The organism is Neorhizobium sp. 2083 (assembly GCF_031455615.1).
Classification (GTDB): domain Bacteria; phylum Pseudomonadota; class Alphaproteobacteria; order Rhizobiales; family Rhizobiaceae; genus Neorhizobium.
Map to the genome: position 1 here is coordinate 76,517 of NZ_JAVDTC010000003.1, position 24,341 is coordinate 100,857.

The 24,341-nt window shown below is 61.8% G+C and carries 23 protein-coding genes; 10 read left to right on the forward strand and 13 right to left on the reverse strand.

Translation table 11 applies throughout. The features are described from left to right. The first annotated feature begins 165 nt into the window (after nt 1-165). Nucleotides 166-2,475 carry a methyl-accepting chemotaxis protein gene (locus tag J2X76_RS13145; protein ID WP_310216724.1) on the forward strand — a complete coding sequence of 770 codons (2,310 nt, stop codon included), beginning with the start codon at nt 166-168 and terminating at the stop codon, nt 2,473-2,475. Between the two features lie 179 nt (nt 2,476-2,654). Here J2X76_RS13145 and J2X76_RS13150 read toward each other — a convergent pair whose 3' ends face one another. From J2X76_RS13150 to J2X76_RS13195, 10 genes are all read right to left on the reverse strand, one after another. Further along, on the reverse strand, nt 2,655-4,343 hold the full coding sequence (locus J2X76_RS13150; protein ID WP_310216726.1) for an ABC transporter permease subunit: 1,689 nt from the start codon (nt 4,341-4,343) through the stop codon (nt 2,655-2,657). Next, nucleotides 4,340-5,389: a PotD/PotF family extracellular solute-binding protein gene (locus J2X76_RS13155; protein WP_113130469.1), complete on the reverse strand. Its 1,050-nt coding sequence runs from the start codon at nt 5,387-5,389 to the stop codon at nt 4,340-4,342. Before J2X76_RS13155 ends, J2X76_RS13150 begins: the two co-directional genes overlap by 4 nt. Nucleotides 5,390-5,410: 21 nt before the next feature. Then, entirely contained in the window at nt 5,411-6,436 is a 1,026-nt protein-coding gene (locus J2X76_RS13160; protein ID WP_310216729.1) for an ABC transporter ATP-binding protein, read from the reverse strand. Next, on the reverse strand, nt 6,426-8,057 hold the full coding sequence (locus tag J2X76_RS13165) for a CocE/NonD family hydrolase (RefSeq protein WP_310216732.1): 1,632 nt from the start codon (nt 8,055-8,057) through the stop codon (nt 6,426-6,428). The genes J2X76_RS13160 and J2X76_RS13165 overlap by 11 nt, the downstream gene beginning before the upstream one ends. Before the next feature lie 5 nt (nt 8,058-8,062). Further along, nucleotides 8,063-8,878, reverse strand: coding sequence for a creatininase family protein (locus J2X76_RS13170; RefSeq protein ID WP_310216735.1), 816 nt, complete (start codon nt 8,876-8,878; stop codon nt 8,063-8,065). Between the two features lie 21 nt (nt 8,879-8,899). Continuing rightward, nucleotides 8,900-10,414 (reverse strand): class I adenylate-forming enzyme family protein, encoded by a 1,515-nt coding sequence (locus J2X76_RS13175; protein WP_310216736.1) that lies wholly within the window; start codon nt 10,412-10,414, stop codon nt 8,900-8,902. A gap of 144 nt (nt 10,415-10,558) precedes the next feature. Further along, entirely contained in the window at nt 10,559-11,542 is a 984-nt protein-coding gene (locus J2X76_RS13180) for a LysR family transcriptional regulator (protein WP_310216738.1), read from the reverse strand. Between the two features lie 241 nt (nt 11,543-11,783). Next, nucleotides 11,784-12,740, reverse strand: coding sequence for a 3-hydroxyacyl-CoA dehydrogenase NAD-binding domain-containing protein (locus tag J2X76_RS13185; protein ID WP_310216741.1), 957 nt, complete (start codon nt 12,738-12,740; stop codon nt 11,784-11,786). An 8-nt stretch (nt 12,741-12,748) separates the two neighbouring features. Then, on the reverse strand, nt 12,749-13,525 hold the full coding sequence (locus tag J2X76_RS13190) for a cyclase family protein (protein ID WP_310216742.1): 777 nt from the start codon (nt 13,523-13,525) through the stop codon (nt 12,749-12,751). Between the two features lie 35 nt (nt 13,526-13,560). After that, entirely contained in the window at nt 13,561-14,553 is a 993-nt protein-coding gene (locus J2X76_RS13195) for a fumarylacetoacetate hydrolase family protein (RefSeq protein ID WP_310216745.1), read from the reverse strand. Nucleotides 14,554-14,648: 95 nt separating this feature from the next. Between J2X76_RS13195 and J2X76_RS13200 the strand changes: the two genes are divergently transcribed. From J2X76_RS13200 to J2X76_RS13225, 6 genes are all read left to right on the forward strand, one after another. Continuing rightward, nucleotides 14,649-15,584 carry an ABC transporter substrate-binding protein gene (locus J2X76_RS13200; RefSeq protein ID WP_310216748.1) on the forward strand — a complete coding sequence of 312 codons (936 nt, stop codon included), beginning with the start codon at nt 14,649-14,651 and terminating at the stop codon, nt 15,582-15,584. Continuing rightward, nucleotides 15,581-16,300, forward strand: a complete 720-nt coding sequence (locus tag J2X76_RS13205) for an FCD domain-containing protein (RefSeq protein ID WP_310216751.1) — start codon at nt 15,581-15,583, stop codon at nt 16,298-16,300. The genes J2X76_RS13200 and J2X76_RS13205 overlap by 4 nt, the downstream gene beginning before the upstream one ends. Nucleotides 16,301-16,302: 2 nt before the next feature. After that, a complete protein-coding gene (locus tag J2X76_RS13210; protein ID WP_310216753.1) occupies nt 16,303-17,106 on the forward strand; it encodes an ABC transporter ATP-binding protein in 804 nt (267 codons plus the stop codon). Then, on the forward strand, nt 17,103-17,867 hold the full coding sequence (locus J2X76_RS13215) for an ABC transporter permease subunit (protein WP_310216756.1): 765 nt from the start codon (nt 17,103-17,105) through the stop codon (nt 17,865-17,867). The genes J2X76_RS13210 and J2X76_RS13215 overlap by 4 nt, the downstream gene beginning before the upstream one ends. Further along, entirely contained in the window at nt 17,864-18,631 is a 768-nt protein-coding gene (locus J2X76_RS13220) for an ABC transporter permease (RefSeq protein WP_310216759.1), read from the forward strand. The genes J2X76_RS13215 and J2X76_RS13220 overlap by 4 nt, the downstream gene beginning before the upstream one ends. A 61-nt stretch (nt 18,632-18,692) precedes the next feature. Continuing rightward, nucleotides 18,693-19,721, forward strand: a complete 1,029-nt coding sequence (locus J2X76_RS13225; protein ID WP_310216762.1) for an MBL fold metallo-hydrolase — start codon at nt 18,693-18,695, stop codon at nt 19,719-19,721. Nucleotides 19,722-19,803: 82 nt separating this feature from the next. Here the strand turns inward: J2X76_RS13225 and J2X76_RS13230 are convergent, their stop codons facing one another. Further along, nucleotides 19,804-20,970 (reverse strand): acetyl-CoA acetyltransferase, encoded by a 1,167-nt coding sequence (locus J2X76_RS13230; RefSeq protein WP_310216763.1) that lies wholly within the window; start codon nt 20,968-20,970, stop codon nt 19,804-19,806. Nucleotides 20,971-21,060: 90 nt separating this feature from the next. Between J2X76_RS13230 and J2X76_RS13235 the strand changes: the two genes are divergently transcribed. Further along, the gene (locus J2X76_RS13235) at nt 21,061-21,609 is read left to right on the forward strand and encodes a LuxR C-terminal-related transcriptional regulator (protein WP_310216764.1); all 549 of its coding nucleotides are present in this window, start codon (nt 21,061-21,063) and stop codon (nt 21,607-21,609) included. A 139-nt stretch (nt 21,610-21,748) separates the two neighbouring features. Here the strand turns inward: J2X76_RS13235 and J2X76_RS13240 are convergent, their stop codons facing one another. Further along, nucleotides 21,749-21,937 carry a hypothetical protein gene (locus tag J2X76_RS13240; protein WP_310216766.1) on the reverse strand — a complete coding sequence of 63 codons (189 nt, stop codon included), beginning with the start codon at nt 21,935-21,937 and terminating at the stop codon, nt 21,749-21,751. 41 nt (nt 21,938-21,978) lie between these two features. Then, nucleotides 21,979-22,305 carry a hypothetical protein gene (locus tag J2X76_RS13245; RefSeq protein ID WP_310216768.1) on the reverse strand — a complete coding sequence of 109 codons (327 nt, stop codon included), beginning with the start codon at nt 22,303-22,305 and terminating at the stop codon, nt 21,979-21,981. Nucleotides 22,306-22,607: 302 nt separating this feature from the next. Here J2X76_RS13245 and J2X76_RS13250 point away from each other — a divergent pair, with 302 nt between their 5' ends. After that, on the forward strand, nt 22,608-22,838 hold the full coding sequence (locus tag J2X76_RS13250; RefSeq protein ID WP_310216771.1) for a hypothetical protein: 231 nt from the start codon (nt 22,608-22,610) through the stop codon (nt 22,836-22,838). Between the two features lie 86 nt (nt 22,839-22,924). After that, nucleotides 22,925-24,331, forward strand: a complete 1,407-nt coding sequence (locus tag J2X76_RS13255) for a hypothetical protein (protein ID WP_310216773.1) — start codon at nt 22,925-22,927, stop codon at nt 24,329-24,331. Nucleotides 24,332-24,341: the final 10 nt, after the last annotated feature.

The following is a 24,341-nucleotide window of genomic DNA, read 5'->3' on the forward strand; positions in this document are numbered from 1 at the left end:
TTGATTGTAGTGTCAGCTGAACTGTACCTGAACAAAATTCGGCACAGAGAAGCCAAATTGATATAAGTCTCAATTAATTTATAACCATCTGGCGTCTATGTTTGCCTCTGGGACCGGGCTGCAAGCGAGTTTGCGTTACCCGGGGAGTTTCTATCAGGGGTTTGCATGACCAAATTGCTGTGGTCTCTTTCTTTTCGCGCGCTTTTGACGGTCCTTGCGATCGTGCCGTTGGCGGCTGTTGCAGTGCTTGGTGCGATGGTCATTCGGGACCAGTTCAGCGATTACCAGAAGCTGAGCGGCGCAGCAGCGCTGGAGCGTCTGGCCGGAGCAGGCGGACAGCTCATGCTCGCTCTGCCGGTGGAAAGTGCATCCTCGCCAGATCAGCGTCCGCAGATGCGCCAGAAGACGGATGCTGCCTATAAGGCGATCGTGGCAAGCTATGGCGACGTTATTGCGGCCGGGTACGACGATCAGATCCTGTCGGGCATCAAGCGTGGCCTGGACGAGCGATATGCAAAGCTCGCCGAATTTCGCTCCAAGGTGGATGCAGGCCCGATCGATGCGATGATGCCGCTCCTCTACATGCAGCCGATCTCGGCAGCATCGATCCAGGTTACGGCGCGAGCCGGCAACATCATGGAAGATCGTGACCTGCAGCAGGGCGTTACAGGATATAACGCATTGCTGCAGTTCAACGAAGGTTATCTGGTCCTGAACCGGATCGGCATGCAATACGTCAAGAATGGGACCTTGTCGCTCGAGGAGTTCGCGCGCCTCGGTGCCGCAACGACCCAGATCCGCATCTATGGTCAGCTCGTGCGTGAGTTCGTCCACCCTGCAGTCGTGTCGCGGCTGGATACCTTCATGCAGTCTCCTGCCGGGCGCGGGCTTCAGCAGAAGATCGACGATATGTCGAAGAATGCGGCCTATACGCCAGCGCCCGCCGACCTCGAAACCTGGACAAAGACGATGGCGGAACGCCGCGATTTCGTCGGTCAGTTGCTGGTCGATACCGCAGGTTCGGTCCACGCCAATGCCGTGTCGAAACTTGAGGATGCCTATTCCTCGCTGGTAACTGCGCTGACGGCACTGGGTGCTTTCGTCCTCGCGGCGATTGGTCTGTCAGTCGCGATCGCGCGCCTGTTGTCCAAGTCGATCCGCAAGATCGGCGACCGGATGGCGAGCCTCGCCTCCGGCAATACCGAGGAGGCGATCCCCTATGTGGACCGCAAGGACGGCATCGGCGACATGGCCCGCTCCGTCGAGGTCTTCCGTGAAGCTGCCATCCGCAATCTTCAGCTGGAAGCCGAGGCGGAGGCCACCCGTCGCCGTTCGGAAGCCGAGCGGCTGGAAATGCAGCGCCAGAGCGAGGCCGATGCCGAAGCGAAGCTGATCCAGGCGACCGGCGCGCTCGCCGCCAACCTTCGCCGTCTGGCGGCAGGCGACATGCTCTGCGAAGTGAACGAGGCCCTTGCGCCGCAGTTCGAAGGCCTTCGCCAGGACTTCAACACCTCCGTCCGCCAGCTGCGCGACGCGCTGCTCAGCGTCGGCAATTCTGTTGCCACCGTCACCAGCGGTTCGAGGGAGATCTCCGACGCATCCGACAACCTCTCCAAGCGCACCGAACAGCAGGCTGCCTCGCTTGAGGAAACGGCCGCCGCGCTGGAAGAGATCACCGCAAACGTGGTTTCGACCTCGAAGCGGACCGGCGAAGCCCGCGACGTCGTCCGCGACGCCCGGACACGCGCCGACCAATCCGGCCAGGTCGTCCGCAACGCGGTCGCGGCCATGGAGCGGATCGAGAAGTCGTCGCAGCAGATCGGCCAGATCATCGGTGTCATCGACGAGATCGCCTTCCAGACCAACCTTCTGGCCCTCAATGCAGGCGTCGAGGCGGCTCGTGCCGGTGAAGCCGGCAAGGGTTTTGCGGTCGTCGCCCAGGAAGTCCGCGAGCTCGCCCAGCGCTCGGCCAACGCCGCCAAGGAAATCAAGGCGCTGATCTCCAACTCGGCGGTTGCCGTCGGCGAAGGCGTCAAGCTGGTCAGCGAGACCGGCGAGGGGCTGAGCGTCATCGAGCAACTCGTCCAGACCGTCAACAGCCACATGGATGCGATCGCGATCGCGGCGCAGGAACAGTCGGTGGGCCTCGCGCAGGTCAACACCGCCGTCAACCATATGGACCAGTCGACCCAGCAGAACGCGGCGATGGTCGAGGAGATGAACGCCGCCGGCGCCGGCCTTGCCCAGGAAAGCGGGAAGCTCAGCGATCTGCTGTCGCACTTCCAGCTCGGCGGCAGCGCCTCCAGCCAGCTTCGCGAGACGGCAAGCCGCATGCGGGGAGCAGCACCATCCTCACTCGTGAAACAGGCTCGTCCGGCCGCCTCGCCTGCAAGCCGTCCGACCGTGGCCCGCGCGCCGGTCTCCCGCGGGAATGTTGCTACCGCTCAGCCAATGGATGATTGGCAGGAATTTTGAGGCACCCGGGAGAGCGCCTCGTGCATTCAACTTGAAAGCACGAGGCGACGAGTTGCATACCTGTGGGAGGAACGGCACGACCATTTGTGAGCGAAGGCGAGGTGATCGAGTGCCTCGCCTCTTGGGTAGCTCCTATGGAACGGCTTTATCTCTGCTATCCGGCCCCATTCCTCCGGCAATCACCGTGCGTAGAGACGGTCGAGGCGGACCACTCTACCGACAAGGACCAGCGCGAAGACGGTAAAGACGATCAGCACCGCCGAGATGGCATGCGCGGTCGGTTCCAGGCTGAAGGTGGATTCCGCATAGATGCGGACCGGCAAAGTCGTCAGGCGGGCAGTGGTGAGGAAGCTCGTCACCGTCACCTCGCCGAAGCTCAAGAGGAAACCGACGATGCCGGCCGCGAACAATCCCGGCGCCAGGCCCGGCATGATGATCAGGAAAAACCGCCGCGCCGAGCTCGCTCCGAGGCTTGCGGCCGCCTCTTCCTGCGCCCGGTCGAGTCCCATAACCGATGTGGTCAGCAGCGTGATGGTAAAGGGCAGGATGACGATTACATGGATCGCAACGAGGCCGAGGAAGGGCGGCACGATCAGGTAGATCTGCAGGAGCCGCAGCATGCCGACGCCGATCGCCACATGCGGCAGCGACATCGGCAGTAGCCAGAAGGTCAGAAGGGCCGAACGGCCCTTGAACGGATAACGGGCGAGCGCAAACGCCGCCGGCAGCGAAAGCGACAAAGCCACCAGCATCGAGGTGACGGCAAGCTGCACCGACACCCAGAAGGCGTCCGCATAAGTGCCGGCGAAGAACACCGCTTCGTACCATTTCAGCGTGAAGCCACGGAAGCCGGAGGCGGTCGCCTGCGGCACGTCGTTGAAACTCTGGATGCAGACCAGCACCAGCGGCAACAGCAGCAGCAGAAGCGAGGCGACGAGCAGCAATTTCGAAACGATCGGCCCGAAAATGTTGATGACAGGCACGATCCAGCGCGGGATGCTCCAGGGATTGCTGGGCTTGCCCTTCAGCCACGGCATCAGGCGGTTGAGGAGAGAGGCGCAGAGCGCCGCAAACGCGAGGCCGGTCACGGTCATGATGATCGCGAGTGCCGCGGCAAGCGGCGCGTTGAGGTTCTTGATCGCCTCCTGCAGCACCAGCATGCCGGTGGTCCAGACCTTCTTGCCGCCAAGCAGCGAGGCGGAGACATAGGCCGTGGTCGCCATCAGGAAGACGATGACGGCACCGGACCGCAGGCCGGGCAGCGAAAGCGGCAGATCGACGGTGAGGAACCGCATAGCGGGAGAAGCACCAAGGCTCTGGGCCGCCTCGTGAACGCGCGGCGATGTGTTCTGCAGGTTGTCGTAGAGCGCCAGCACCATGAACGGCAGAAAAACCTGCGCCAGCGCAACGGCGACCGCGCCATGGGTGAACAGCATGTACCGGGCCGGCGGAATGCCGATGAGGCCGGTGACCGAATTGATCAGCCCCTCCGGCGCCAGCAGCAGGATGATGCCGAGCGAGCGCACCACGACGTTGGTGAGCAGCGGAATAAGGATGACGGCGAATGCGGCCGCGCGATATTTCACCGGCATCCGCGCCAGCCAGTGGGCGAGCGGATAACCGAGAAACGCCGTGATCACGGTGACGCCGAGGCCGAGCAGGATGGTTTCGGAGACGACGCCGAAGTAGAAACCGTCCGACGCAATGTCCCGGAACTGCGCGATCGACGGCGCGATGAACAGCGGGCCGAAAGGATTGGGATATTCGTGCAGGGAGAGCACGAGTACCACGAACATCGGCGCCGCGAAGGACAGAAGCAGCCAAAGGGTGACCGGCGCTGCAAGCGCCGGCCCGATCCAACGGTTCATCCCGCGATCTCCCGATCGTATTTCGCCTGCCACTTGGCGCGGCTGGCGTTGATCACGTCCCAATCGAAATCGACGAGCTTGGCGACATCGGCATCGCCGAGCACGAGCTTTGACTTGAGGTCGTCCGGGACAGTGATGTTGCTGACCGTCGGCGAATAGTAGATCTGGCGGGCATAGGCGAGCATGCAAGGCTCGGATAGATGCAGGTTGATCCACTCTTCCGCGAGCTTCTGGTTTTTCGTGCCCTCGGTGATGCAGGCGACGTTCATCGAAAGTGCCTGGCCCTCGACCGGGGTTGCGATCGCAATATTGGGGTTGCGTGATTCCACATAGGACTGGGTGAAGCTGCCGAACTCGACCGAAAGATCGGCGAGCTTCTGGTCGAACATTTCGAAAAGCTGCGCCTGGCTGCCCTGGATCGCCGCGAACGGCTTCAGTTCCTTGACCTTTTCGAAGGCGATGTCGGCGTTCTTTTCGTCGCCGCCCCAGACACGGGCAGCCATCATCAGCGCAGAAATCCCTTCGGCGCCCAGACCGTCCGGCCAGGCGATGCGGCCCTTCCATTCCGGGTTCCACATGTCCTTCCACGAGGTGATCGGCTTCGACGCCTTGGTCTTGTTATAGACGATCGTGCAGGGGTTAAAGGCAACGCCGTAGCCGCCCTTGCGCGCGCTCGGATAAAGGGCCTCGAAATTCTTGACGGCGGGCGTCGGCGCCTGCGTCACCCCGTCCTTCACCGCCTGGCGGCTTTCGAAGATGTTGAGGTAAAGAACGTCGAAGCTCGGGCGTCCGCGCTCGGCATAGGCGCGAGCACGCCGGTCGCCGGTGCCGCCGAGAACGTAGCTGACCTTGCAGCCGTATTTCTCGACCAGCGGCTTTTCGACATGTTCCTTGACGATCTTTTCCTGCGCGCCGCCCCAGATGCCGACGACCAGTTCGTCGCCCTTTTTGGGTTCCTGCGCGGAGGCGGGGCGGATGATGTGGAACGGTGCGGCAAGGCCGGCACCGGCAATCAGCTTGTTGAATGTACGACGCGAGACGTTCATGTCTTGGTTCCCCTTTTTCGGTCAGATGAATGTGGCGCCACCCGGCTGGGTCTGGATGCTGCACGGCGTCCCGAGGGGCGGAGGCGGCATATCCGAAGGCACGATCAGGCGGATCGTGCCGCATGCGGATTGGATATCGGCTTCGTAGGTGTCGCCGAGGAAAGCGGAATTGACCAACGTGCCGGAGACATGCAGAGGCCCCGGCTCGTCGGAAAGCCTCAGGCGCGAGGCGCGCAGCACGAGACGGGTCGCGCCGGCCGGTGCCCCCTCGCAGGTAAGCCCCGGCGCCGCGAACAGGCCGTTCTCGGTTCTGCCCTCGATGACGGTGCGGGCACCGAGAAACGAGGCGGTAAATGGCGAACGCGGCCGGTCGCAGAGCGCGACAGGCGTGCCGATCTCGGCGAGCAGCCCCTTGCTCATGACGGCGACACGGTCGGACATGGCAAGCGCCTCCTGCTGGTCGTGGGTGACGAACACGGTGGTGATGCCGAGCCGCTGTTGCAGCGTGCGGATTTCCGTGCGCATGTCGGCGCGCAGATGGGCGTCGAGGTTGGAAAGCGGCTCGTCGAGAAGAAGTACGTCCGGCTCGATCACCAGCGCGCGGGCAAGCGCCACGCGCTGCTGCTGGCCACCGGAAAGCTGGCCCGGATACCGGTCGTAATAGGCGCCGAGCCCGACCGTATCGAGCGCGGCGGCGGCCCGTGTCCGGCATTCCGCCTTGCCGACATGGCGCATGCGTAGGCCGAAACCGACATTGTCGAGTGCCGTCAGGTGCGGAAACAGCGCGTAGGACTGGAAGACGACGCCGATATTGCGGGTATGCACCGGGCGCTTGCTGATGTCCTCGCCGTTGAGGATGACGCGGCCTTCCGACGGCTGCACGAAACCTGCGATCATCCGCAGCGTCGTCGTCTTGCCGCAACCCGACGGCCCCAGCAGCGACAGCAGTTCCCCCTTGGCGACCTCGATCGTGAGGCCGCTGACGGCGACCGAATCGCCGTAGGTGGCCGTGATGTTGTCGAGCGTCAGGTAGTGCTTATGCGACATTGTCGAGAGCCTCGGGCATGATCAGGCGGGAGCGCGTCGTCCCGCCATGGCAGATGGAAATCGTAATCGGTCGACGCGCCATCTCCGGCGCGGACGCAAAAGGCTCGTCGCCGGGGTGAATTTCGAATACTGGCGTACCCGCGCCCTGCAGGGAGAGCCGCAACGCAAAGCCCTCCGGAACGGTGACGCAGACCGGGCGAAGACCGATGCGCGTCGAAAAACGCCGGCCGCCCTCGATACGCGCATAACCGGTGCCGAGCACCCTTGCCTCCCCGGAGGGCGAGACGAGCGAGAGGGCCGCGCAGAGATCGAATCCTTCGGAGCGCGTCTCCACCTCGATCTCGGCCGCAGCCTCGCCGGCAAAGAATCGCGCAACCGCAAACGGTGGGGTCGTGTAGACGGCGACATCGGCGCGGTTGTCCTGGCCGCTGCGGTCGACAAAACCATTCGGCACGCCGAGATGGCCGCCGATGAGCGGCGTCGGCCTGGTCGGATCGTGTACGAACGTATCCCGCATCTCGCCGCCGCTTTCGCCGAGAAGCCGGCCGTCGCTGAGCATCGCTGCGCCAAGGCCTGAGGAAGAGAGAAAGAAGTCGGCGTCCGATGCCTTGGGCCGATTGGTCAGACTGATCCAGCACCGTCGCCCCATGTCGAAAAGCCGGACCGACTGCGGCCGCTCGCCAAAACCCTTGAGATAGAAATCAAAGAAGGCGAGCTGGGCGCGGTCTATAGAGAATTCTGCATCCGAACCCATATCGGCGGCGCCGGCCGCGCGGTTCCAGGGTGCATGCGCCCATGGGCCGATCACCAGGTGGGAGCTCTCCGGGTGTTTTCGCCGGAAGGCCGCATCGGCCGCCCAGGTGCCCTGAAGCAGGAAATCGGCCCAGCCGCCGGCGTGGAGAACCGGAATATCGAGTGGATCATCGGCCAGCAGCACGCCGGGCGAGACCGCGTCCCAATAGTCCGTCTCGTCCGCCACCCATTTGGCGAGATGCGATAGATCGGACCGTGAAACGAGCAGGTCGCGAAGGGCCGTATCGTCCGAGGTTCTTCCGAGCGCCGAATAAGTCCCGGCGTCTTCACGCCGCGCCGCCGTCAGCCGCGCCATCTGCGCCGCCCATCCCACGTTGAGCCCCAGCCGGAAGGCATTGCCTTCATAAGCCCAGTCGTTGCGCGGCATCCACGAACCCATGGCAGGCGCGATCGCATCCGGTCGCACGCTTCCCTTTCCGGCGATGGCGAAATATTGTGTCACGGCCTGGTAACTGAAACCGTAGAGACCGAGCTTGCCGTTGCCTCCGGGCAATGCAGCCGCCCATTCCAAGGTGCGGGCGCCATCCGCCGGTTCGCTCACAAAGGCCTCGAAGACGCCGCCGGAATCGCCACAGCCTCGCAGGTCCTGGATGACCACGATATAGCCGTGCGCGGCGTACCAGGAGGGATGCGCCAGCACGAGGGTAGAGGCGATCGCCCGCCCGTAGGGCTGCCGCATAAGAAGGACCGGGAACGATCCCTCCGCCAGCGGACGATAGATATCGGACACCAGCACAACGCCGTCATCGAGCAGGAGCTCTCCCCTTTCGGGGCCTGCAACGCCGTAGGATGCGTGTGGGGTCGTCAAGTCGATCAACCTCTGTACAAGGTTTTCGAGGTGATCCGGTCGAGCGGGAAATCCAGGACTTCCCTGATCAGCTTCAGGAGATTGGCGGCGCTGCGTTCGACATAGAGCCGGCCGCGCTCGGCATCCCCGGCCGCTGCGTTGCCGCAGGCGCCGGAGGGCTGGACGTCCTGGGTCTGCCAGCCGTAACCGATGCGACCTTCCGGCATCAGCAACCCGCCGGCCGCTTCCAGCTCGACGGACACCGGCACGAAATCCTCGGCATATTGCATGTCGATCAGCTCGCGATGCAGGTGCAGCATGACGCTGGTCTCGGCCTCGCCGCCATGGATGCCGTGCTTCATCTCATGGGCGCTGAACAGGTCTGAGAAATCGGCACCGGCACTCGCCCAGGCGCTGACGGCGAACATGTCGAGCTTGATGCGCAACTCGCGGCAGACGATGTCCATCACCTGCGGCTGGCCGCCATGCGAATTGACGAAGATGATCTTGCGGCAGCCGGCGCGGTTGACGCTTTCGCCGAGCTCGAACCACATCTTGGCGAGCGTGTCGTAGTTGAAGGTCAGCGTGCCCGGATATGCGGTATGTTCGACCGACTTGCCGACCGGCATCATCGGCAGCACCAGAACCGGCAGGTCGGCGCTCATCAGTTCCACCGTGCGGGCGATGACGCCGGCATTGATTGCGGCATCGACGCGCACTGGCAGATGCGGCCCGTGCTGTTCGACGGCGGCGATCGGCAGGATCGCCACGAACTTCTCCATCTCGAACTCGGAGAAATCCTTTGCGGTGTGATCCCACCACCAATGCGATTTCAGTTTCATGGTCACGTCCTCGATTTGCAATCAGGCAGCGGCGGCGCGTGCCGCCAGCTCCGCCTTGGCGATCTTGCCGGTGGGGGTCATGGGGAGTTCAGTCAGGGAAATGACCGTCATGACAGAAAGGTCATATGGAACTGTGGCAGCGATCTGCGCCTTGGCAGCTTCGCCATCGACGGGGGCTACGGCCTGCACGAAGGCAACCGGCCGGGTCTTCATCGCCGCATCGGGTACGCCCACCACCGCCGCCTGCTCGATGCCGGCGACCGTCGCCAGCGCTTCTTCCACATCACGCGGGTACCAGGTCTTGCCGCCAACCTCGAGAAGTTCGGAACGGCGTCCCATCATGGTGATAAAGCCCTGCTGGTCCATGGTGCCGATATCGCCGGTCCACAGCCAGCCGTCGCGCAACGTCTCGGCGGTCTTTTCCGGCTTGCCCCAGTAACCCCACATGAAGCCGCCGCGAAGTGCTATCTCGCCGACCGAGCCGCAGGGAAGTTCAGTACCGTCGGAATTGAGGATGCGGACCTCCTTGTCAGGAAGCGGCATGCCGGCCCGGCGCGTTTCAATGTCAGCCGCATCGACCTTCGGGAAACCGAGCGCGACAAAACCGCCAAGCTCGGACTGGCCGTAGCTTTCGACCAGCGGCAGCTTCAGCTTTTCGTGCCAGCCAGCTTTCAGAATCGGCGGAACGGGACCGCCGCCCGACATACTCATCCGCAGCTTCGCCGGCGCATGGCCCCGGATTGCGGCTTCGTTGAGCACATCGGTTAGAATAGGCGGATTGGCGATCAACATGGTGGCGCCGCGAGCCTCCAGCGCATCGAAGCCGGTCGCCTGCGTCCAGCGTCCCATGACGTTGATCGCTGCACCGCGGGAAAGCTGCGGCAGGAGATTGCCGACCAGCTGGTAGGAGCTCGACAGCGCGCTGGGGCCGAACGAAACGTCGTCCGCCGTGATCTGCAGCCGCTCGGCGATACAGCGGGTCGCACTAACCGTCGGCTCGTGCCTGAGGCAGGCGCCCTTCGGCTTGCCGGTCGTCCCTGACGTATAGGAAAGGTGTGCGATCGCATCCTCATTGCCCGGATCGGCCGGCGCCGGCAGACCGGCCGCCATAAGCTCCGGCAGCGAGTGGGCGCCCGGCTGCGGTCCGTCCATGCAGATCAGGGCCCGGATCGTTGGCACGCCGGCGGCGGCCGCGCTCACCTGCTCGTGCTTGTCGTGGGTATAAACGACCGCGCTCGGCTGGTGATCGCCGAAATAATAGGCAAGTTCATCGGCGAATTTGACGTTTACGAGGGCTGAAATCGCCCCGATCCGCCAGCAGCCGAGCATGATCGTCAGATAGTCCATGCCATTATGGGCAAAGATCGTTACCCGGTCGCCCGGCTTGACGCCGAAACTGTGCAGCGCGCCCGCAGCCCGCTCCATGGCATCGACGGCCTCGGCATAAGTCAGGCTCTTGGCCCGATCGACCCAATGGAAACAGCCGTGATCCGGATCGCGATTGGCGCCATCCACGAGAAGAGTGTGCATCAGCATCTGAAATTCCCCGGCAAGATACTACATGCCTGCCCAATTCTTCGGCAGGTTAAAATCCTGCCTGTAGCATGGGCAAAATTGTTGAGCGGGTGAATGCCGTGAGCGTAGATAGCGGGTATATCCGTTTGCTTATACCTGTCGCCTTCAAGACACCGCCCGTAGCGGTATTCCGGATGGTAGCGGATGAAGCGTCTGGTCGAAGCGGCGGGCGACAGTGCGGATGACATTGCGCAGCCACCGGTTGGCGCCACTGTTGTGAGCCCGCTCGTGCCACAGCAGATAGAGGTTCATCTGGTCGAATTCCCGCGGCGCCTCGACGAGCTGCAGCTGATTGGCCGGCGCATTCGCGACGATATATTCGGCATAGGGCCGCGCGGTCGTGAAGATCAGGTCGGTTTCCGCCAAGATGGCCGGGATCAGCGCGTATTCCGGCACCGACATGGCGATGCGCCGCCGCATGCCGAGCTGCGCCAGCCGGCCGTCGATCGGGCTGTAGACGGCGTTCGAGCCCGGCGTCGGCGAAACATGGTCGGCATCGAGATAGTCCTCGAGCAGAAGGCGGCCGCGTTTGGCAATCGGGTTCGACTTCTGCACCACGCAGGCAATGTCGCAATGCAGGAGCGTCGTCGACTTCAGGCTCTGCTGCGGTGCCGGCCAGTTGCCGATCACCATGTCAACCCGGCCCGACCCAAGATCCTCGATCAGGTCGCTCTGTTCGGAGGGCGCGAAGAAATCGACTGATATGCCGGGCGCCTCGTTGCGGATGCTGGTCGCTATCGGCGGAATGAGGAAAGTGCCGAAACAGTTGACCGCAGCGATCCGCATCCGGCTGTGGACCATGCCCGGATCGAACTGACTGCTGCGGTTGAGCGTATCCAATAGCCCTTCCAGCATGGTCGCGATCGACGCCATCACCTCCTCGCCCCGCTCGGTCAACACCAATTTCTGGCCGCTGCGCACGAGAAGCGGATCGGCAAAAATCTCGCGGGCCTTCTTGAGGCAGGCACTGACCGCGGGCTGGCTGTGCCCGAGCAGCACAGCGACCTTGGAGACATTGCGCTCCCTGAGCAGCAGATAGGTAGTGCGCAGCAACCGGACGTCGATGGAGGGATTGATGTTCGCGTACACGGCCATTTCCTCTTGCAGGGACAACCGTTTTACGAAGCAAGCGACGTGCCAAGCAGGCCGTCTTCCTCGTCACAGTCGCCATCGTCGACCTCGTGTCCCGGCGCTTGAGGCTCGCTCTGATCGGCTCCGAGGAAGCCGGCGCGGCGAAGCCTCGATGGCCGCGTTACCGGAGGACCGAGGCTGCACTCCCGTCATCATAAAACTGTTTCGTTGTTCAAAAGTGCGACTCGAACAGGAATGGTTATTCCGCCTGGGGCCGCAGTGTTTTGAGCAGGCGGACCAGCTTTTCATCCCGCCATTCGGCGAGTTCGCTGTACCCGCGGCCCTCGGTTGCCTCTCTGAGGCCTACCAGGAGGGCTGCCCGCATTCCCGGTGAGACATCGGGGGAACCGAGATCGTTCCACCATGTCTGAACGGCGGGGCCAATGTGGTCGATGAAATGGCCCATTCCGCCTTCGCCGCCGCCCAGATGGAAGATCATGTGCTGGCCCATGAATGCCCAGCGCAGGCCTGGCCCGAGGCTGACCGCCTTGTCGACATCCTCGACGGAACCGACGCCCTCAAGCACCAGATGGACCGCTTCCCGCCATAAAGCTGCCTGCAGGCGGTTGGCGATATGGCCGGGCACTTCCTTTTTCAGCACAATCGGTTTCTTGCCGAGCAGGTCATAGAAATCCGCGGTCCAGCGAATTGCCTCGGCAGACGTTCGCTCCCCGCCGACGACTTCGACCAGCGGCATCAGATGCGGTGGATTGAACGGATGTCCGATGACAAGCCGTTCCGGGTGCGCCATGCTTTCCTGCATTGAGGATGCGGTCAGGCCCGATGTCGATGACGCTATGATCCTGTCTGCAGCGAGCGCCGCGTCGAGACGCTTCAGCATGTCGCGCTTCAGATCGAGCTTTTCGGGCAGGTTTTCCTGCGTGAATTGTGCGCCGGCGACCGCAGTGACGGGATCATCCCAGAAGCTGAGCCTGGATAGGGCATCGTCGATGGATGTCGTTGCCGTCTCAAGCTCGGTCAAGGCGCCCCAGGATTGCGTTACGAAGGTCCTGACGCGCTCCGGGACATCGGGTGCCGGATCGCTGACCCGACACCTGAAACCGCGAGCGAGAAAATAGGATGCCCAGGAAGCACCGATCGTGCCGGCACCGATGATGGCGATGTCCGTGACGCTGTTTTGATCGACGAAGGGCATGGGCGCGCCTAGCGTTCGATGATGGCGACGGCCCGGCACCAGCCGGCCGAGGCCTTCTCGATCTTCACCGGGAAACAGCTGAGCGTAAAGCCGGTCGCCGGCAACTGCTCCAGGTTATGCAGCTTTTCGATATGGCAATAACCGGTGTGACGGCCTGCCTTGTGACCTTCCCAGATAAGGGAAGCGTCGCCCGTTTCCGTATATTTCCGCGCGGTGTGGACGAAGGGCGCATCCCAGCTCCAGCCGTCGGTGCCGGTCACGCGGACACCCCGGTCGAGCAGATACATTGTTGCTTCGTAACCCATGCCGCAGCCGCTGGCGACATAATCCGATTGCCCGAATTTCAATCCGGCGGAGGTGTTGACTACCACGATTTCGAGCGGTTGAAGCGTATGGCCAATCCGTTTCAACTCCGTTTCGACGTCCGCAGCCGTCGCGACATAACCATCCGGATAATGCCGGAAATCGAGCTTGACGCCCGGTTGGTAACACCAGTCGAGCGGTATGTCGTCGATGCGCCAGGCCGGCTCGCCATGGTTCATCGTCGGATGATAGTGCCAGGGCGCGTCGAGATGGGTGCCGTTATGCGTCGATAACGTCACCTTCTCCACCGCCCAGCCTGCGCCATCAGGCAGATCCTCGGCCTTGAGGCCGGGGAAGAAGGGGAGAAGCTGTGCAAGGCTCTGTGTGTGGTCGATGTAGGTGACCGATGGAATCTGGATCGGCGGATCGGCCGGAATGTCGTTCGCAATCGGAACCGAAAGATCGATGATGTGTCTTGGCATTTGCTCCTCCCGCTTTGCCTTGGTTCTAATGATCGTCAGCTTGCCCTGCGGACGACCTTGTTTCTCAGGATGCCGATCCTTTCGAATTCCAGCTCGACGACATCGCCGTTATTCAGGAAAATACCCGTTTCCAGACCGCAGCCATTGCCGATCGTGCCGGAGCAGATCACTTCGCCCGCGGAAATCGTCTCGTCCATCGACATATGGACCAGCATCTGCTCGAAGTTGAACAGCATGCCGGCCGTGCTGCTTTCGCAACGCACTTCGCCGTTGACCCGCACAACCGCCTTCAGGGAATAGGGATCGGGTATCTCGTCTCTCGTGACGATCCACGGACCGATGACGTTTCCGCCATCGAAGCTCTTGCCTTTTCCAGGGCCGAGCCAGCCGGGCATTTCCTTGCTCTGCTGGTCGCGGGCGGAAAAGTCGTTGAAGATCGTGTAGCCGAAAATGTGGTCGCGCGCGTTTTCCGGCCGGATATTAGCAGCCGTCTTGCCGATCACCACGCCATATTCCAGCTCGTAATCCATCACGTTGGAATAGCTGGGCCAGACAACCGTCGAACCCGGTGCGCCCACGATCATGCGATTCGTGATGTAATAGATCGGAAGCTGACGGTAGACATCCGCAAGCGGCGCCAATGGCTCCGCGTCAATGGCGGCGACCTGGATATCATCGCCGGCAGCAGCCGCAACCAGCCTGCGCATGCCGCGCCCCGATTGCCGGATATGTGTTTCATAGCTCATGCAGTCGCGCATCTGGCGCGGCCGGGGCAGGGGGGCGAGCAGTTCGACGGAATCGATTGCCATCGTCAGCCCTGCATCGGAACTGCGGGCGGCGAACAGGGTGCGGGCCTTTTCAAGGCCGGCGTCGCCGGCATCGATCAAGGCAAGCATCGACGAAAAATCCGAGGCGTCACCACCGGCCTGCTCGGCCGAAGATGTCAGGTCGAACAGCCGCCGATCACCATCATAAACGATGCCGATGTGGTTCGATCCCGTCGAAGAACGGAAAGTTGCAAGTTTCATGGCCTCCTCCAGCTTGCGAATATATATATTTTATGTTTGTATCGATATTTGAAAGACGTCCGTTTGGGAAGCGGGATTTTTGGGAGGAGTGAAAAATGAGAAATTTGGTCAAGGCAGCGCTGGCTGCGACAGCGCTGTTTTCGATGTGGGCTGGTGGCGCCGTGGCCCAGACCAGGGTCAGTATCGGCTGCACGGCTACTACGGATTGCGCCTCGGCGGCCGTGGCTTTGCAGGAAGGTATCTTCAAGAAAAACGGTCTCGACGTCACGATGACATTGATCGGCATCAATTCGACCATTCCGGCCGCTCTGCTGTCGAATTCTCTGCAGATCGGCGGACCGACGCCGCCGACCTTCCTTCAGGCCGTGGATGGCGGGCTTGAGCTGGTCGCGGTTGCCGGCGCCAGCGCGACCGCGCCGAGTACGGTGGATACCGTGGCGGTCGTTGCGACCGCCGCGAGCGGCATCAACGGACCGAAGGACTTCGTCGGCAAGAAGGTGGGTTCGCCGGGCATCGGCGCATTCCTCCAGGTGCTGTTCTCGAAATGGCTCATCACCAACGGCGTCGACCCGAAGAAGGTCAACTTTGTAGAAGTCGGCTTCCCCACCATGAACGACGCGCTGAAATCCAATGCCGTTGACGCTGTCATCACCGCCGAGCCGATCATGTCACGCATTCTGGCCAGCGGCACCGGCAAGGCGGTTGGCTATTTCCTCGACAAGCTTCCGGAGCGCCGCCCGCAGATTCTCTACGCATCGACAAAGACCTGGGCGGATGCGAATCCGGCGGCTCTGAAGGCCTTCCGCGCTTCGATCGAAGAGGGCGCGAAGATCGCCAACGAAAACCCTGAAAAGGGCCGGAAGGCGATCTCCGACTTCACCAAGATCCCGATGGATGTACTCTCCAAGCAGAAGCTGACGACCGCCGACGCCAAGATCGACAAGGAACAGCTCGACTGGTGGGTCAGCACCATGAACGAGCAGAACATGCTGCAGGGTAAACTAGATACGGCAGCGCTGATCCAGAAATGATTGAAGTACCCCTGAAATCCGAACTGTTCGGTGAACCCGTTTCATCGTCCGATACCTTGAGCGAGCGGGCCGCAGCCCTGGTGGAGCATGACATCCTGGCGGGCGTCTGGTCTCCGGGAGAACGCCTGGGCATCCAGGCCCTGTCGGAGCGCTACGGCATCGGCGCAACGCCGCTGCGCGAAGGGCTTTCGCGTCTGGTTTTCAGGGGGCTTATTTCCGCTGTCGGTCAGAAAGGCTTTCGCGTCACCAGCGTTTCGGAAGCTGATCTCGCCGATATCACGCTGGTGCGCACCACCGTGGAAACGACGGCTCTCAGGCTCGCGATCGAGAAGGGCGATGATGATTGGGAGGCCGGCATCTTGTCGGCCCTCCATCGCCTGCTTCGATCGGTGGAGCGGAATCCGGAAACCATGCGGGAAGGCACGCCGGAATTCGATCGTCTGCACAAGGCGTTTCACCGGTCGCTTCTGGAGGCCTGCGGCTCGGAACGGCTGCTGCGCCTGCATGACGACCTTTATTATCAGGCCTATCGCTATCGCCGGGTGATGATGAGGCGGCTTGCGCCACACCATCACGCCATCATGGAACAGCATAAATCGCTCGCCGATCTCGTGCTTTCACGCAATCTGGAAAAGGCGGAAGCCGAACTTGCCAGCCATCTCGCGACCAGTCTCGAGGTCGTCTACGGCGAACAGGCTCCGAAATCAGAGACATGAACATGGTCGCTCCAGTCAATCTGACCGTACCCCATCAAAACACATCTCCGCCGATCATCAGTTTCGAAAAGATCAGCCTTTCCTATGGTAGCCGCCCGATCATCTCGGATCTGAGCCTGACTGTCGGCCGCGGTGAGATCGTCTGCATCATCGGCCCCTCGGGCTGCGGCAAGACGACTGCGCTGCGCATGGCCGGCGGCCTCGTTCGCCCGAGTTCCGGAACCGTCAGGCTGCTCGGAGCACCGCTGACGGCGCCGCGGCAGGATGTTGCCATCGTCTTCCAGGATTACGGCAAGGCCCTGTTGCCGTGGCGGACGGCGGCGGCGAACGTTTCGCTCGCCCTTGAGGCGGCAGGCGTGCCGCGCAGCGAGCGTGATGCACGCATCAGGCCGCTGCTCGCCAAGGTCGGGCTGGCCGGCCACGAGGAAAAATATCCGTCCGAAATGTCCGGCGGCATGCAGCAGCGCATCCAGATCGCCCGCTGTCTGGCGCAGGAACCGGCCGTGTTGCTGATGGACGAGCCGTTTGGCGCGCTGGATGCCATGACACGGCAGGGACTGCAGGACGAGATGCTTTCGCTGGTGGCTGAAACCGGGACGACGGTGTTTTTCGTGACCCACGATCTCGAGGAAGCCGTCTATCTCGGCGATCGGGTCATAGGCCTCCTGCCCAATCCGGGGCGCATCGGCATCGACTTGACGGTTAACCTGCCGCGCCCCCGCAATCAGCTCGAAACACGCGAAATGCCGGAATTCCTGCGGCTGCGGCGCGAACTATTCGATTTCATCGAAAAGGCCGAACGATGAAGAGCGGCTGGTGGAAAGGCCTCTTAGTACCGGCCGTGCTGCTGGCGCTGGCGGAAATCGCGATGCGTACCAACGGCTCGGTTTCGCTGTCGTTGGCTGCGCCGAGTGATATCATTGCCGCCTTCGGTCGCATCCTGCTGGACGGTTCGCTGCTCGTTGCAACCCGCGATACGCTGGTGGCGGCCTGTGTAGGCCTCGTCCTCGGTGGGGTTCTCGGGCTTCTGCTCGGCATTCTGTTCGGCCTTGTGGAGACAGTTGACCGCCTGATGGAAGTGACGGTCGAGGCGATCCGTCCGATTCCCTCCGTCGCCGTGCTGCCGATCGCCATGCTGATCTTCGGCTTCGGATATCGGATGGAGATTGCCATCGTCGCCTTTTCCTGCCTCTGGCCGGTGATGATCATGACCCGTTCTGCGATGAGCGGCATCGAGCCGCGGCTTCTCGAAGTATCGAAGGCCCTTCGGTTGTCGGCCATTGACCGAGTGGTCAAGATCGTCCTGCCTGCGGCCCTGCCGCGCATCATGGTGGCTTTTCGGCTGGCGGCAGCCATCGCGCTTGTCGTGGCCGTCACCGTCGAGATCGCCGTCAATCCGCTCGGTCTCGGCTACGGCATCCTCATCGCTCAACAGGCGCTGCAGCCGGCTGTCATGCTCGCCTATCTGGTCTGGATCGGCGTCATCGGCTGGGGACTGAACGTGTTGCTTTCGCTGGCGCAGAACAGGCTTTTCGGGCGTGCCGGCCGCGTGGAGATGGCAAGATGAGAGCGTGGCGTTTCCTATGGCTCGCTTCGAGCTTTCTTGTCGCCGTCCTGTTCGTATGGGGCTGGCAGGCACTGGCCGATAACCGGATCGTCAGCCCTGTTTTCCTGCCGGGGCCGGATCGCGCCTGGCGGTCGCTGGTCATGGGGTTCACCACGGGTGATCTCGGGGTGAAGTTTCTGTCCACCGTGGAGCGCATGTTCTGGGGCTGGCTGATCGCGTCGCTCCTCGGCGTCGTGCTGGGTGCCGCCATTGGCACCTCGCCGCGCTTGCGGGCCTATATTGCGCCGACCCTGGAATTCCTGCGTCCGCTGCCGGCATCCGCGACCATCCCGGTGGCGATCGCCATGCTCGGACTTTCCGATGGTATGGTGCTCGCGGTGGTCGCCTTCGGCGCGCTCTGGCCGGTGTTGCTAGCGACCGTGCATGGCTTTGCGGCGGTGGAGCCGCGGCTTTACGAAGTCGCGCAGGCGCTGAAACTCTCCCGCCCCGCCATCATCTTCAAGATCGCGCTGCCCTCGGCCAGCCCGGATATCCTGGCCGGCATGCGGCTTGGGCTCACCGTCGCGCTGATCCTGGCCGTCGTCTGCGAGATGATCGCCGGCCGTGACGGACTGGGCAACTGGATCCTTTTGTCTGCCCGGTCCTTCCGGGCGCCGGATCTCTACGCGGGTGTGATCCTGCTCGGCCTTCTCGGCTACCTGACGTCCATCGTTATCGGGTCCGTAGAAGGGCGATTGCTTTCGTGGCGCCGGCGCGCGCGTTGAGGCCGCCGGTTCCGTTTCGGCCGATCTCACGCCGAACGACATATTTCTGAGGAGGAATATCATGGGGAAATGGCAGTATACCAAGGGCCTTCACGATCTCGGCGGCGGTTGTTGGGCCTATCTGGTGCCGGACGGTTCCTGGGGCTGGAGCAATTCCGGCTTTGTCACCGATGGCGAGGCATCCTTGCTTGTCGATACCCTGTTCGACCTGAAGCTGACGCGGGGTATGCTGGAGACCCTGCGCGCTTCGATCCCGGCTTCCGCATCTATAGACGTCCTGGTCAACACCCATGCTGACGGCGACCACACCTTCGGCAATCAGCTCGTCACCGGCGCGCGTATCATCGGCACCCAGGGCACCGTTGATGATTTTGCCCGGTTCGATCCGGCTGTGCTGGAAAACGTCTGCCTCAACGCAGAGAAATTCGGCAGCGCTGGCGTCTTCATGCGGGAATGCTTTCGACCGTTCGATTTTTCCGGCATCAAGCTGACGCCGCCGACCGAAACCTTCTCCGGCACGCTTGATCTGATGGTCGGGGAAAAGAAGGTCCAGCTCATCGAGGTCGGCCCATCGCATTCACTGGGAGATGCGCTGATCTACGTGCCAGACGACAAGGTGCTCTACACCGGCGACATTCTTTTCACCGAAGGAACGCCAATAGCCTGGTATGGGCCGGTCAGACGCTGGATCGATGTCTGCGACCGGGTTCTCGACATGGACGTCGAAACCATCGTCGCCGGTCACGGCCCGCTCTCGACCAAGGACGATGTGCGCCGCATGCGCGATTACCTGAACTATATCAGCGAGCGGGCGCGTCCGCTTTATGATGCCGGAATGGATTATCTGCAGGCGGCCTACAAGATCGACCTTGGTGAATACCGCGACTGGAACGACGCGGAGCGTGTGGTCGTCAGCATGCAGACACTGTTCGACGATTTCGACAATGCGGCGGAGCGCCCCGTACGCGTGCCAATGCCGTATTTCAGCGAGATGAAAAGCTTCCGCCACCATCTCGGACGCGGGCCCGTCCACGAAGCATATTGCAAGGCCTGCGAACAGGCGAGGGGCTTTTCTGCGACAGCCGTATGATGTCCTCGATTGGGACGAAGTGTCTTGCGCCGACATCTCGCGCAAGGCACTTCAGGACTGTGCCATAGGCATTTGGAGAAAGTCAGGCGACCTTGACCGGTTCCAGGATCGAACAATAGTTCGCGACGCCGGAGCCGCCCATGTTGAAGACGCAGCCGAGCACCGCATTCTGTTTCTGCATGGCGCCGGCCTGCCCGGTCAGTTGGCGCGCTGCAATCACATGCATGGAAACGCCGGTGGCGCCGACCGGGTGGCCCTTGGCCTTGAGCCCGCCGGAAAGATTGATGGGCAGTGCGCCGCCTGGCAGAATGAGGCCCTCATCGATCGCCCGACGACCCTGACCGCGTAGTGTCAGGCCCATTGCCTCATAGACCAGCAATTCAGCGATGGTGAAGCAGTCGTGGACCTCGGCAAAGTCGAGATCGCTCACGGTGATGCCCGCGGTCTCATAGGCTCGCCTGAACGCTTCAGCGGGACCTTCGAACGCCAGGAGGTCGCGTCGCGACATAGGTAGGAAGTCATTTACCTGAACTGCCGATCGGAAGGCGACGGCGTTTGCGAAATCGCCGGAAGTCTCGTCGCTCACCATGATCAGGGCGGCGGCGCCATCGCTGATCAGCGAGCAATCCGACATGCGCAGCGGCGCGGCAATCATCGGGTTCTTGTCGCTTACGGTGTTGCAGAATTCAACATCGAGGGGCTTTTGCAGGTGCGCCAAGGGGTTGTTCATGGCGTTGGCGTGGTTCTTTGCCGCGATCTGGGCGAGTGTGCGGGAATGATCGCCATAAGACTGGAAATAGGTGCTTGCAAACCTCGCGAAGACCTGGGGAAAGGACACGCCCTTTTCCTCCTTCTGATAGGAGGCGCCGGACAGCGCCTCGGTGACGCCTGCCGTATCCTTGCTCGTCATCTTTTCCGCGCCGATCACCAGAACGGTTTTCGCATCGCCGGTGCGGATAGCATTGCGCGCCGCATAGACGGCGGCCGAACCGGAGGCGCAGGCATTTTCCAACCGGGTGGCGGGCTTGAAACGCAGGCCGTCGTCCAGGCCGAGAACGAGCGAGGATGGAAAGCCGTCACTCACAAGGCCGGAATTGAAATGCCCGACATAGATCGCGTCGATATCAGCGGCGGTAATTCCGGCACTCTCGATCGCTTCCGCGGCCGCTTCGATGATCAGGTCTTCAAGCGTCTTGCCGTCAAGCCGGCCGAATTTCGTGTGACCCCATCCGACGATGTACGCGTCCATTGCCATTCCTCCGGGCAGTTGAACGATTTCTCTACCACTGTGCGGGCCAGCGTGCATATTCGTGCAAGCACGCTATTTCAGAGGACCTCTATGGAGAGCGCCGAATTCGGTTTCGACAATGCACCGGTCGGACTCGTCGTGACCGGGCATCGGATCATCCGGCGGTGCAACATCAAGTTTGCCGACATGTTCGGTTACCCGACAGGCGATCTCGAGGGGCAGTCTCTCTCGCTCCTCTATCCGTCGAACCAGGAATTCCTTGACGTTGGCAAATGGGCCTTGACGGCAATGAACGACGGTCTGCGCTATGAGGACCAGCGGATCATGCGCAAGCGGGATGGAACGCATTTCTGGTGTCGTGTCCGCGGCCAGTCGACCACCCCCGATGACCCCTATGCGCGCTGCGTCTGGTCATTCGCCGATCTTGCGGATGCGCGCCTGGTGGTGCGCCTCACCCAGCGCGAAAGAGAGATCGCCATGTTGGTGGCGGATGGCATGCCCAACAAGGAAATCGCCCGCCGGTTGGAGCTTTCGCATCGGACGGTCGAGGCGCATCGGTCGCGCATGATGAGAAAGCTTGATGTCGCCAACTCTGCAGAACTGGTCGCCGTCCTCGCCGGGTTGCCCGGGCTGAAGTAGCGAGCAACGATATCATTCGGCGGACGGCGTTTGGATCCGGCGCCGCGTAGGTGCGTCGAACAGGTGCAGGCTGGCGGCGCTCCCCTTCAGATAGATCGTCTCGCCAACGCTGATACGGCTCTCACGTGGTTCGCCTACTTCACAATGCGATAGGCGACATGCCGAGCGAGCGGCGTGCCCAGGATGCTGGTGGGCTCAAGCTTGATCTGATTGGGCAGCGTGTCGAACAGGCGAGCCCCGGCACCAAGAGCACCGGCACGATATGCAACTCGATCTCGTCGACGAGACCGCCGGCCAGTGCTTGGCGAAAGATGTCGGCTCCGCCCATGAGGCTTACATCCTTGCCTCCGGCGGCCGACTTCGCCTGCTTCACCGCGTCGGCAATTGTCCCGGCCGCATGATAGATTCCCGTACTGTGCGAGGCGAGTAACGGCCGGTGGGTGACGACGAAAAGCGGTAACTGTAACGACCCGTCGGCCCATTCTCATCCCAGTATGGGATCGAGTCGTCATAGCATTTGCGCCCACAGATCACGCTGCCAACATTGCTGGCGAGGCGCTGGACATATGCACCGCCGTTGAAGAACCATTCGTGAAGAAATTCGCCGTTCTTGCCGAGTGGTTCCTCCTTGGTCTGGTTTCTTGCGGTAATGAAGCCGTCGAGCGACATGCTGATATTGAAAGCGACCTTGGTCATTTGCGTTCTCCGTCACCGATCAGTTGAGGTTACACCTTCATGACGAACGAGCGTCGGTTGGGGATCAGAGCAACAGTTCAAAAAACCCAGACTCTCCTGAGAACTGGAGGGTAGATGGGTCTCAGGTCACGCCGCTTGGACAGGCTCGTCAATCCGTTGGTGAGCGGCCTGCCGGCGTTATGGCGCTGATAGCGGCTCAAGCAACCGTTTGGTGATGCGCCCTAAGCCCATTGATGAACTTCATGCATCGCGGGTTACCTTCTAATGTTTCAATCTCGCGTATTGGCGCCGGAGAGTGGCAAGTGAAAGATATCGCATATTATGTCGTCACTTCGTTGATTGCGTTGGGTTTGCTCGGGGTCGTCGTCGTTCCGGCAGTGGTGCCGGCTGATCGGCAACCTGCACGAGGCCAGACCGAACTGGCGCTGACAAAGGCAAGCAGGATATCGGCTCCGCAACTTCAAAGTCAGTCCAAAGATCGTGCTGGCACCAACCTATCAGGTCAACTGCTGACGGATTTGCTGCAACGCTGACGTTAATAGGTCGCGCCGGCCCATCGTGGTACGATCTTCGCCCGTGACACCAGCGCGACCGCATTGTGGACCCGACAAGGCTACCCATGAGCTTTGAGCCGATCGGAATATTCACTTTGTTGCTCGGCTTATATTGCCTGTTCGCCGGGTACAACGCGGCTGTGATCGTATTTGTCGGCTTGTCCGTGTTGGGTGCGGCCGCGGCTATCATCATCGGTTCTGCAAATATCCAGCCCGCACATTTTTTTCTCGCGTTCCTCGCTCTTGGCGTTCTCAGTTACAGGCGTGAATTCACTGCAGTATTGAATGCGCTGCGCTTTCCGGGTCCTGCGTTCTGGCTGGCCTGCCTTTTGGTCTATGGAGTCGTCCTGGGCTATTTTGCGCCACGATTTTTCGCGCGCCTAACCGACATCATTCCGCTCGGCGCATCGGAGTATGACGCGACAGGCGGCGCTGTGCCTTTGGGGCCGGTATCCAGCAATTTCACGCAGGCCGTCTACGTCTCCGCAGACCTGCTTGCCTTTACACTGATCGTGGCGATAGGCTCCACTTATGCCGGCTTCAGGGCTGTCACCGTCGGCATACTGACCTTTGCGGGTGCAAACGCGCTCTTTGCAATACTCGACATAGCAACCTATGGCACGGGTGCGCAGGAGCTCTTTCAGTTTATTCGCAATGCCCGGTATACATTCCACGACGAGGACGTGGTCGCCGGCGTGAAACGGATCGTGGGGTCCTGGCCGGAAGCGTCCGCATTCGCAGGCATCAGTCTCGCTTCAGTCGGTTTTACCGGAACGCTCTGGATGTGTGGGCGGGATCTGCGCTGGACCGGCGCGCTTTTTCTCGCCACGTCCGTTCTCGTGATCCGATCCACCTCATCGACGGGCCTGATCGGATTGCCGGTGTGCCTGGTGATCCTTTACGGAACCGCGGTCATGCGGTGCGGGCGCACGCCGGGAAGCAGGAACAGTTCCTTCGTCGCGCTGTTTGCGCCTGTGCTTGTCTGTCTCGTCGGCCTGGTGATCGCCCTGAACGATATGCTCTTCCGGCAGATCTACAGTTACTTCGACCTGCTCATCTTCAGCAAGACGACGTCCGCATCCGCGGCCGAACGCGGCGCCTGGAATTTGCATGGCTATCAGAATTTCCTCGATACCTACGGATTGGGCGTCGGTCTTGGTACTTCCCGAACGTCGAGTTTCCTATTCGCGCTGCTCTCGAATGTCGGGGTACCCGGCACCATCTTTTTTCTGCTTTTCGCGACCTCGGCGTTTTTCAGGAGGCGCGGGAAACCATGCACTTTCGCCTCCGATGTCAGACTTGCGGCACGCAACGGCTGCGCATGCCTAATGGTCGGCGCCATGGTCGCCGGCCCGACGGTCGATCTCGGTTTGCTGTTTTTCATCATGGCCGGGCTGGCGAGTGCCGAGCCGGAGGCGGAATCCCTGCAGGAGCAGATCATGGGACAGCCGAACATGACTGCCAGCGAATGACGCCGATTTT

Excerpts from the sequence above, each read along its gene's own strand:
- J2X76_RS13145 (WP_310216724.1), top strand. The coding sequence starts at position 166 with ATGACCAAATTGCTGTGGTCTCTTTCTTTTCGCGCGCTTTTGACGGTC.
- J2X76_RS13150 (WP_310216726.1), bottom strand. The coding sequence starts at position 4,343 with ATGAACCGTTGGATCGGGCCGGCGCTTGCAGCGCCGGTCACCCTTTGG.
- J2X76_RS13155 (WP_113130469.1), bottom strand. The coding sequence starts at position 5,389 with ATGAACGTCTCGCGTCGTACATTCAACAAGCTGATTGCCGGTGCCGGC.
- J2X76_RS13160 (WP_310216729.1), bottom strand. The coding sequence starts at position 6,436 with ATGTCGCATAAGCACTACCTGACGCTCGACAACATCACGGCCACCTAC.
- J2X76_RS13170 (WP_310216735.1), bottom strand. The coding sequence starts at position 8,878 with ATGAAACTGAAATCGCATTGGTGGTGGGATCACACCGCAAAGGATTTC.
- J2X76_RS13175 (WP_310216736.1), bottom strand. The coding sequence starts at position 10,414 with ATGCTGATGCACACTCTTCTCGTGGATGGCGCCAATCGCGATCCGGAT.
- J2X76_RS13185 (WP_310216741.1), bottom strand. The coding sequence starts at position 12,740 with ATGCCCTTCGTCGATCAAAACAGCGTCACGGACATCGCCATCATCGGT.
- J2X76_RS13190 (WP_310216742.1), bottom strand. The coding sequence starts at position 13,525 with ATGCCAAGACACATCATCGATCTTTCGGTTCCGATTGCGAACGACATT.
- J2X76_RS13195 (WP_310216745.1), bottom strand. The coding sequence starts at position 14,553 with ATGAAACTTGCAACTTTCCGTTCTTCGACGGGATCGAACCACATCGGC.
- J2X76_RS13200 (WP_310216748.1), top strand. The coding sequence starts at position 14,649 with ATGAGAAATTTGGTCAAGGCAGCGCTGGCTGCGACAGCGCTGTTTTCG.
- J2X76_RS13205 (WP_310216751.1), top strand. The coding sequence starts at position 15,581 with ATGATTGAAGTACCCCTGAAATCCGAACTGTTCGGTGAACCCGTTTCA.
- J2X76_RS13210 (WP_310216753.1), top strand. The coding sequence starts at position 16,303 with ATGGTCGCTCCAGTCAATCTGACCGTACCCCATCAAAACACATCTCCG.
- J2X76_RS13215 (WP_310216756.1), top strand. The coding sequence starts at position 17,103 with ATGAAGAGCGGCTGGTGGAAAGGCCTCTTAGTACCGGCCGTGCTGCTG.
- J2X76_RS13220 (WP_310216759.1), top strand. The coding sequence starts at position 17,864 with ATGAGAGCGTGGCGTTTCCTATGGCTCGCTTCGAGCTTTCTTGTCGCC.
- J2X76_RS13225 (WP_310216762.1), top strand. The coding sequence starts at position 18,693 with ATGGGGAAATGGCAGTATACCAAGGGCCTTCACGATCTCGGCGGCGGT.
- J2X76_RS13230 (WP_310216763.1), bottom strand. The coding sequence starts at position 20,970 with ATGGACGCGTACATCGTCGGATGGGGTCACACGAAATTCGGCCGGCTT.
- J2X76_RS13235 (WP_310216764.1), top strand. The coding sequence starts at position 21,061 with ATGGAGAGCGCCGAATTCGGTTTCGACAATGCACCGGTCGGACTCGTC.
- J2X76_RS13240 (WP_310216766.1), bottom strand. The coding sequence starts at position 21,937 with ATGGGCGGAGCCGACATCTTTCGCCAAGCACTGGCCGGCGGTCTCGTC.
- J2X76_RS13245 (WP_310216768.1), bottom strand. The coding sequence starts at position 22,305 with ATGACCAAGGTCGCTTTCAATATCAGCATGTCGCTCGACGGCTTCATT.
- J2X76_RS13255 (WP_310216773.1), top strand. The coding sequence starts at position 22,925 with ATGAGCTTTGAGCCGATCGGAATATTCACTTTGTTGCTCGGCTTATAT.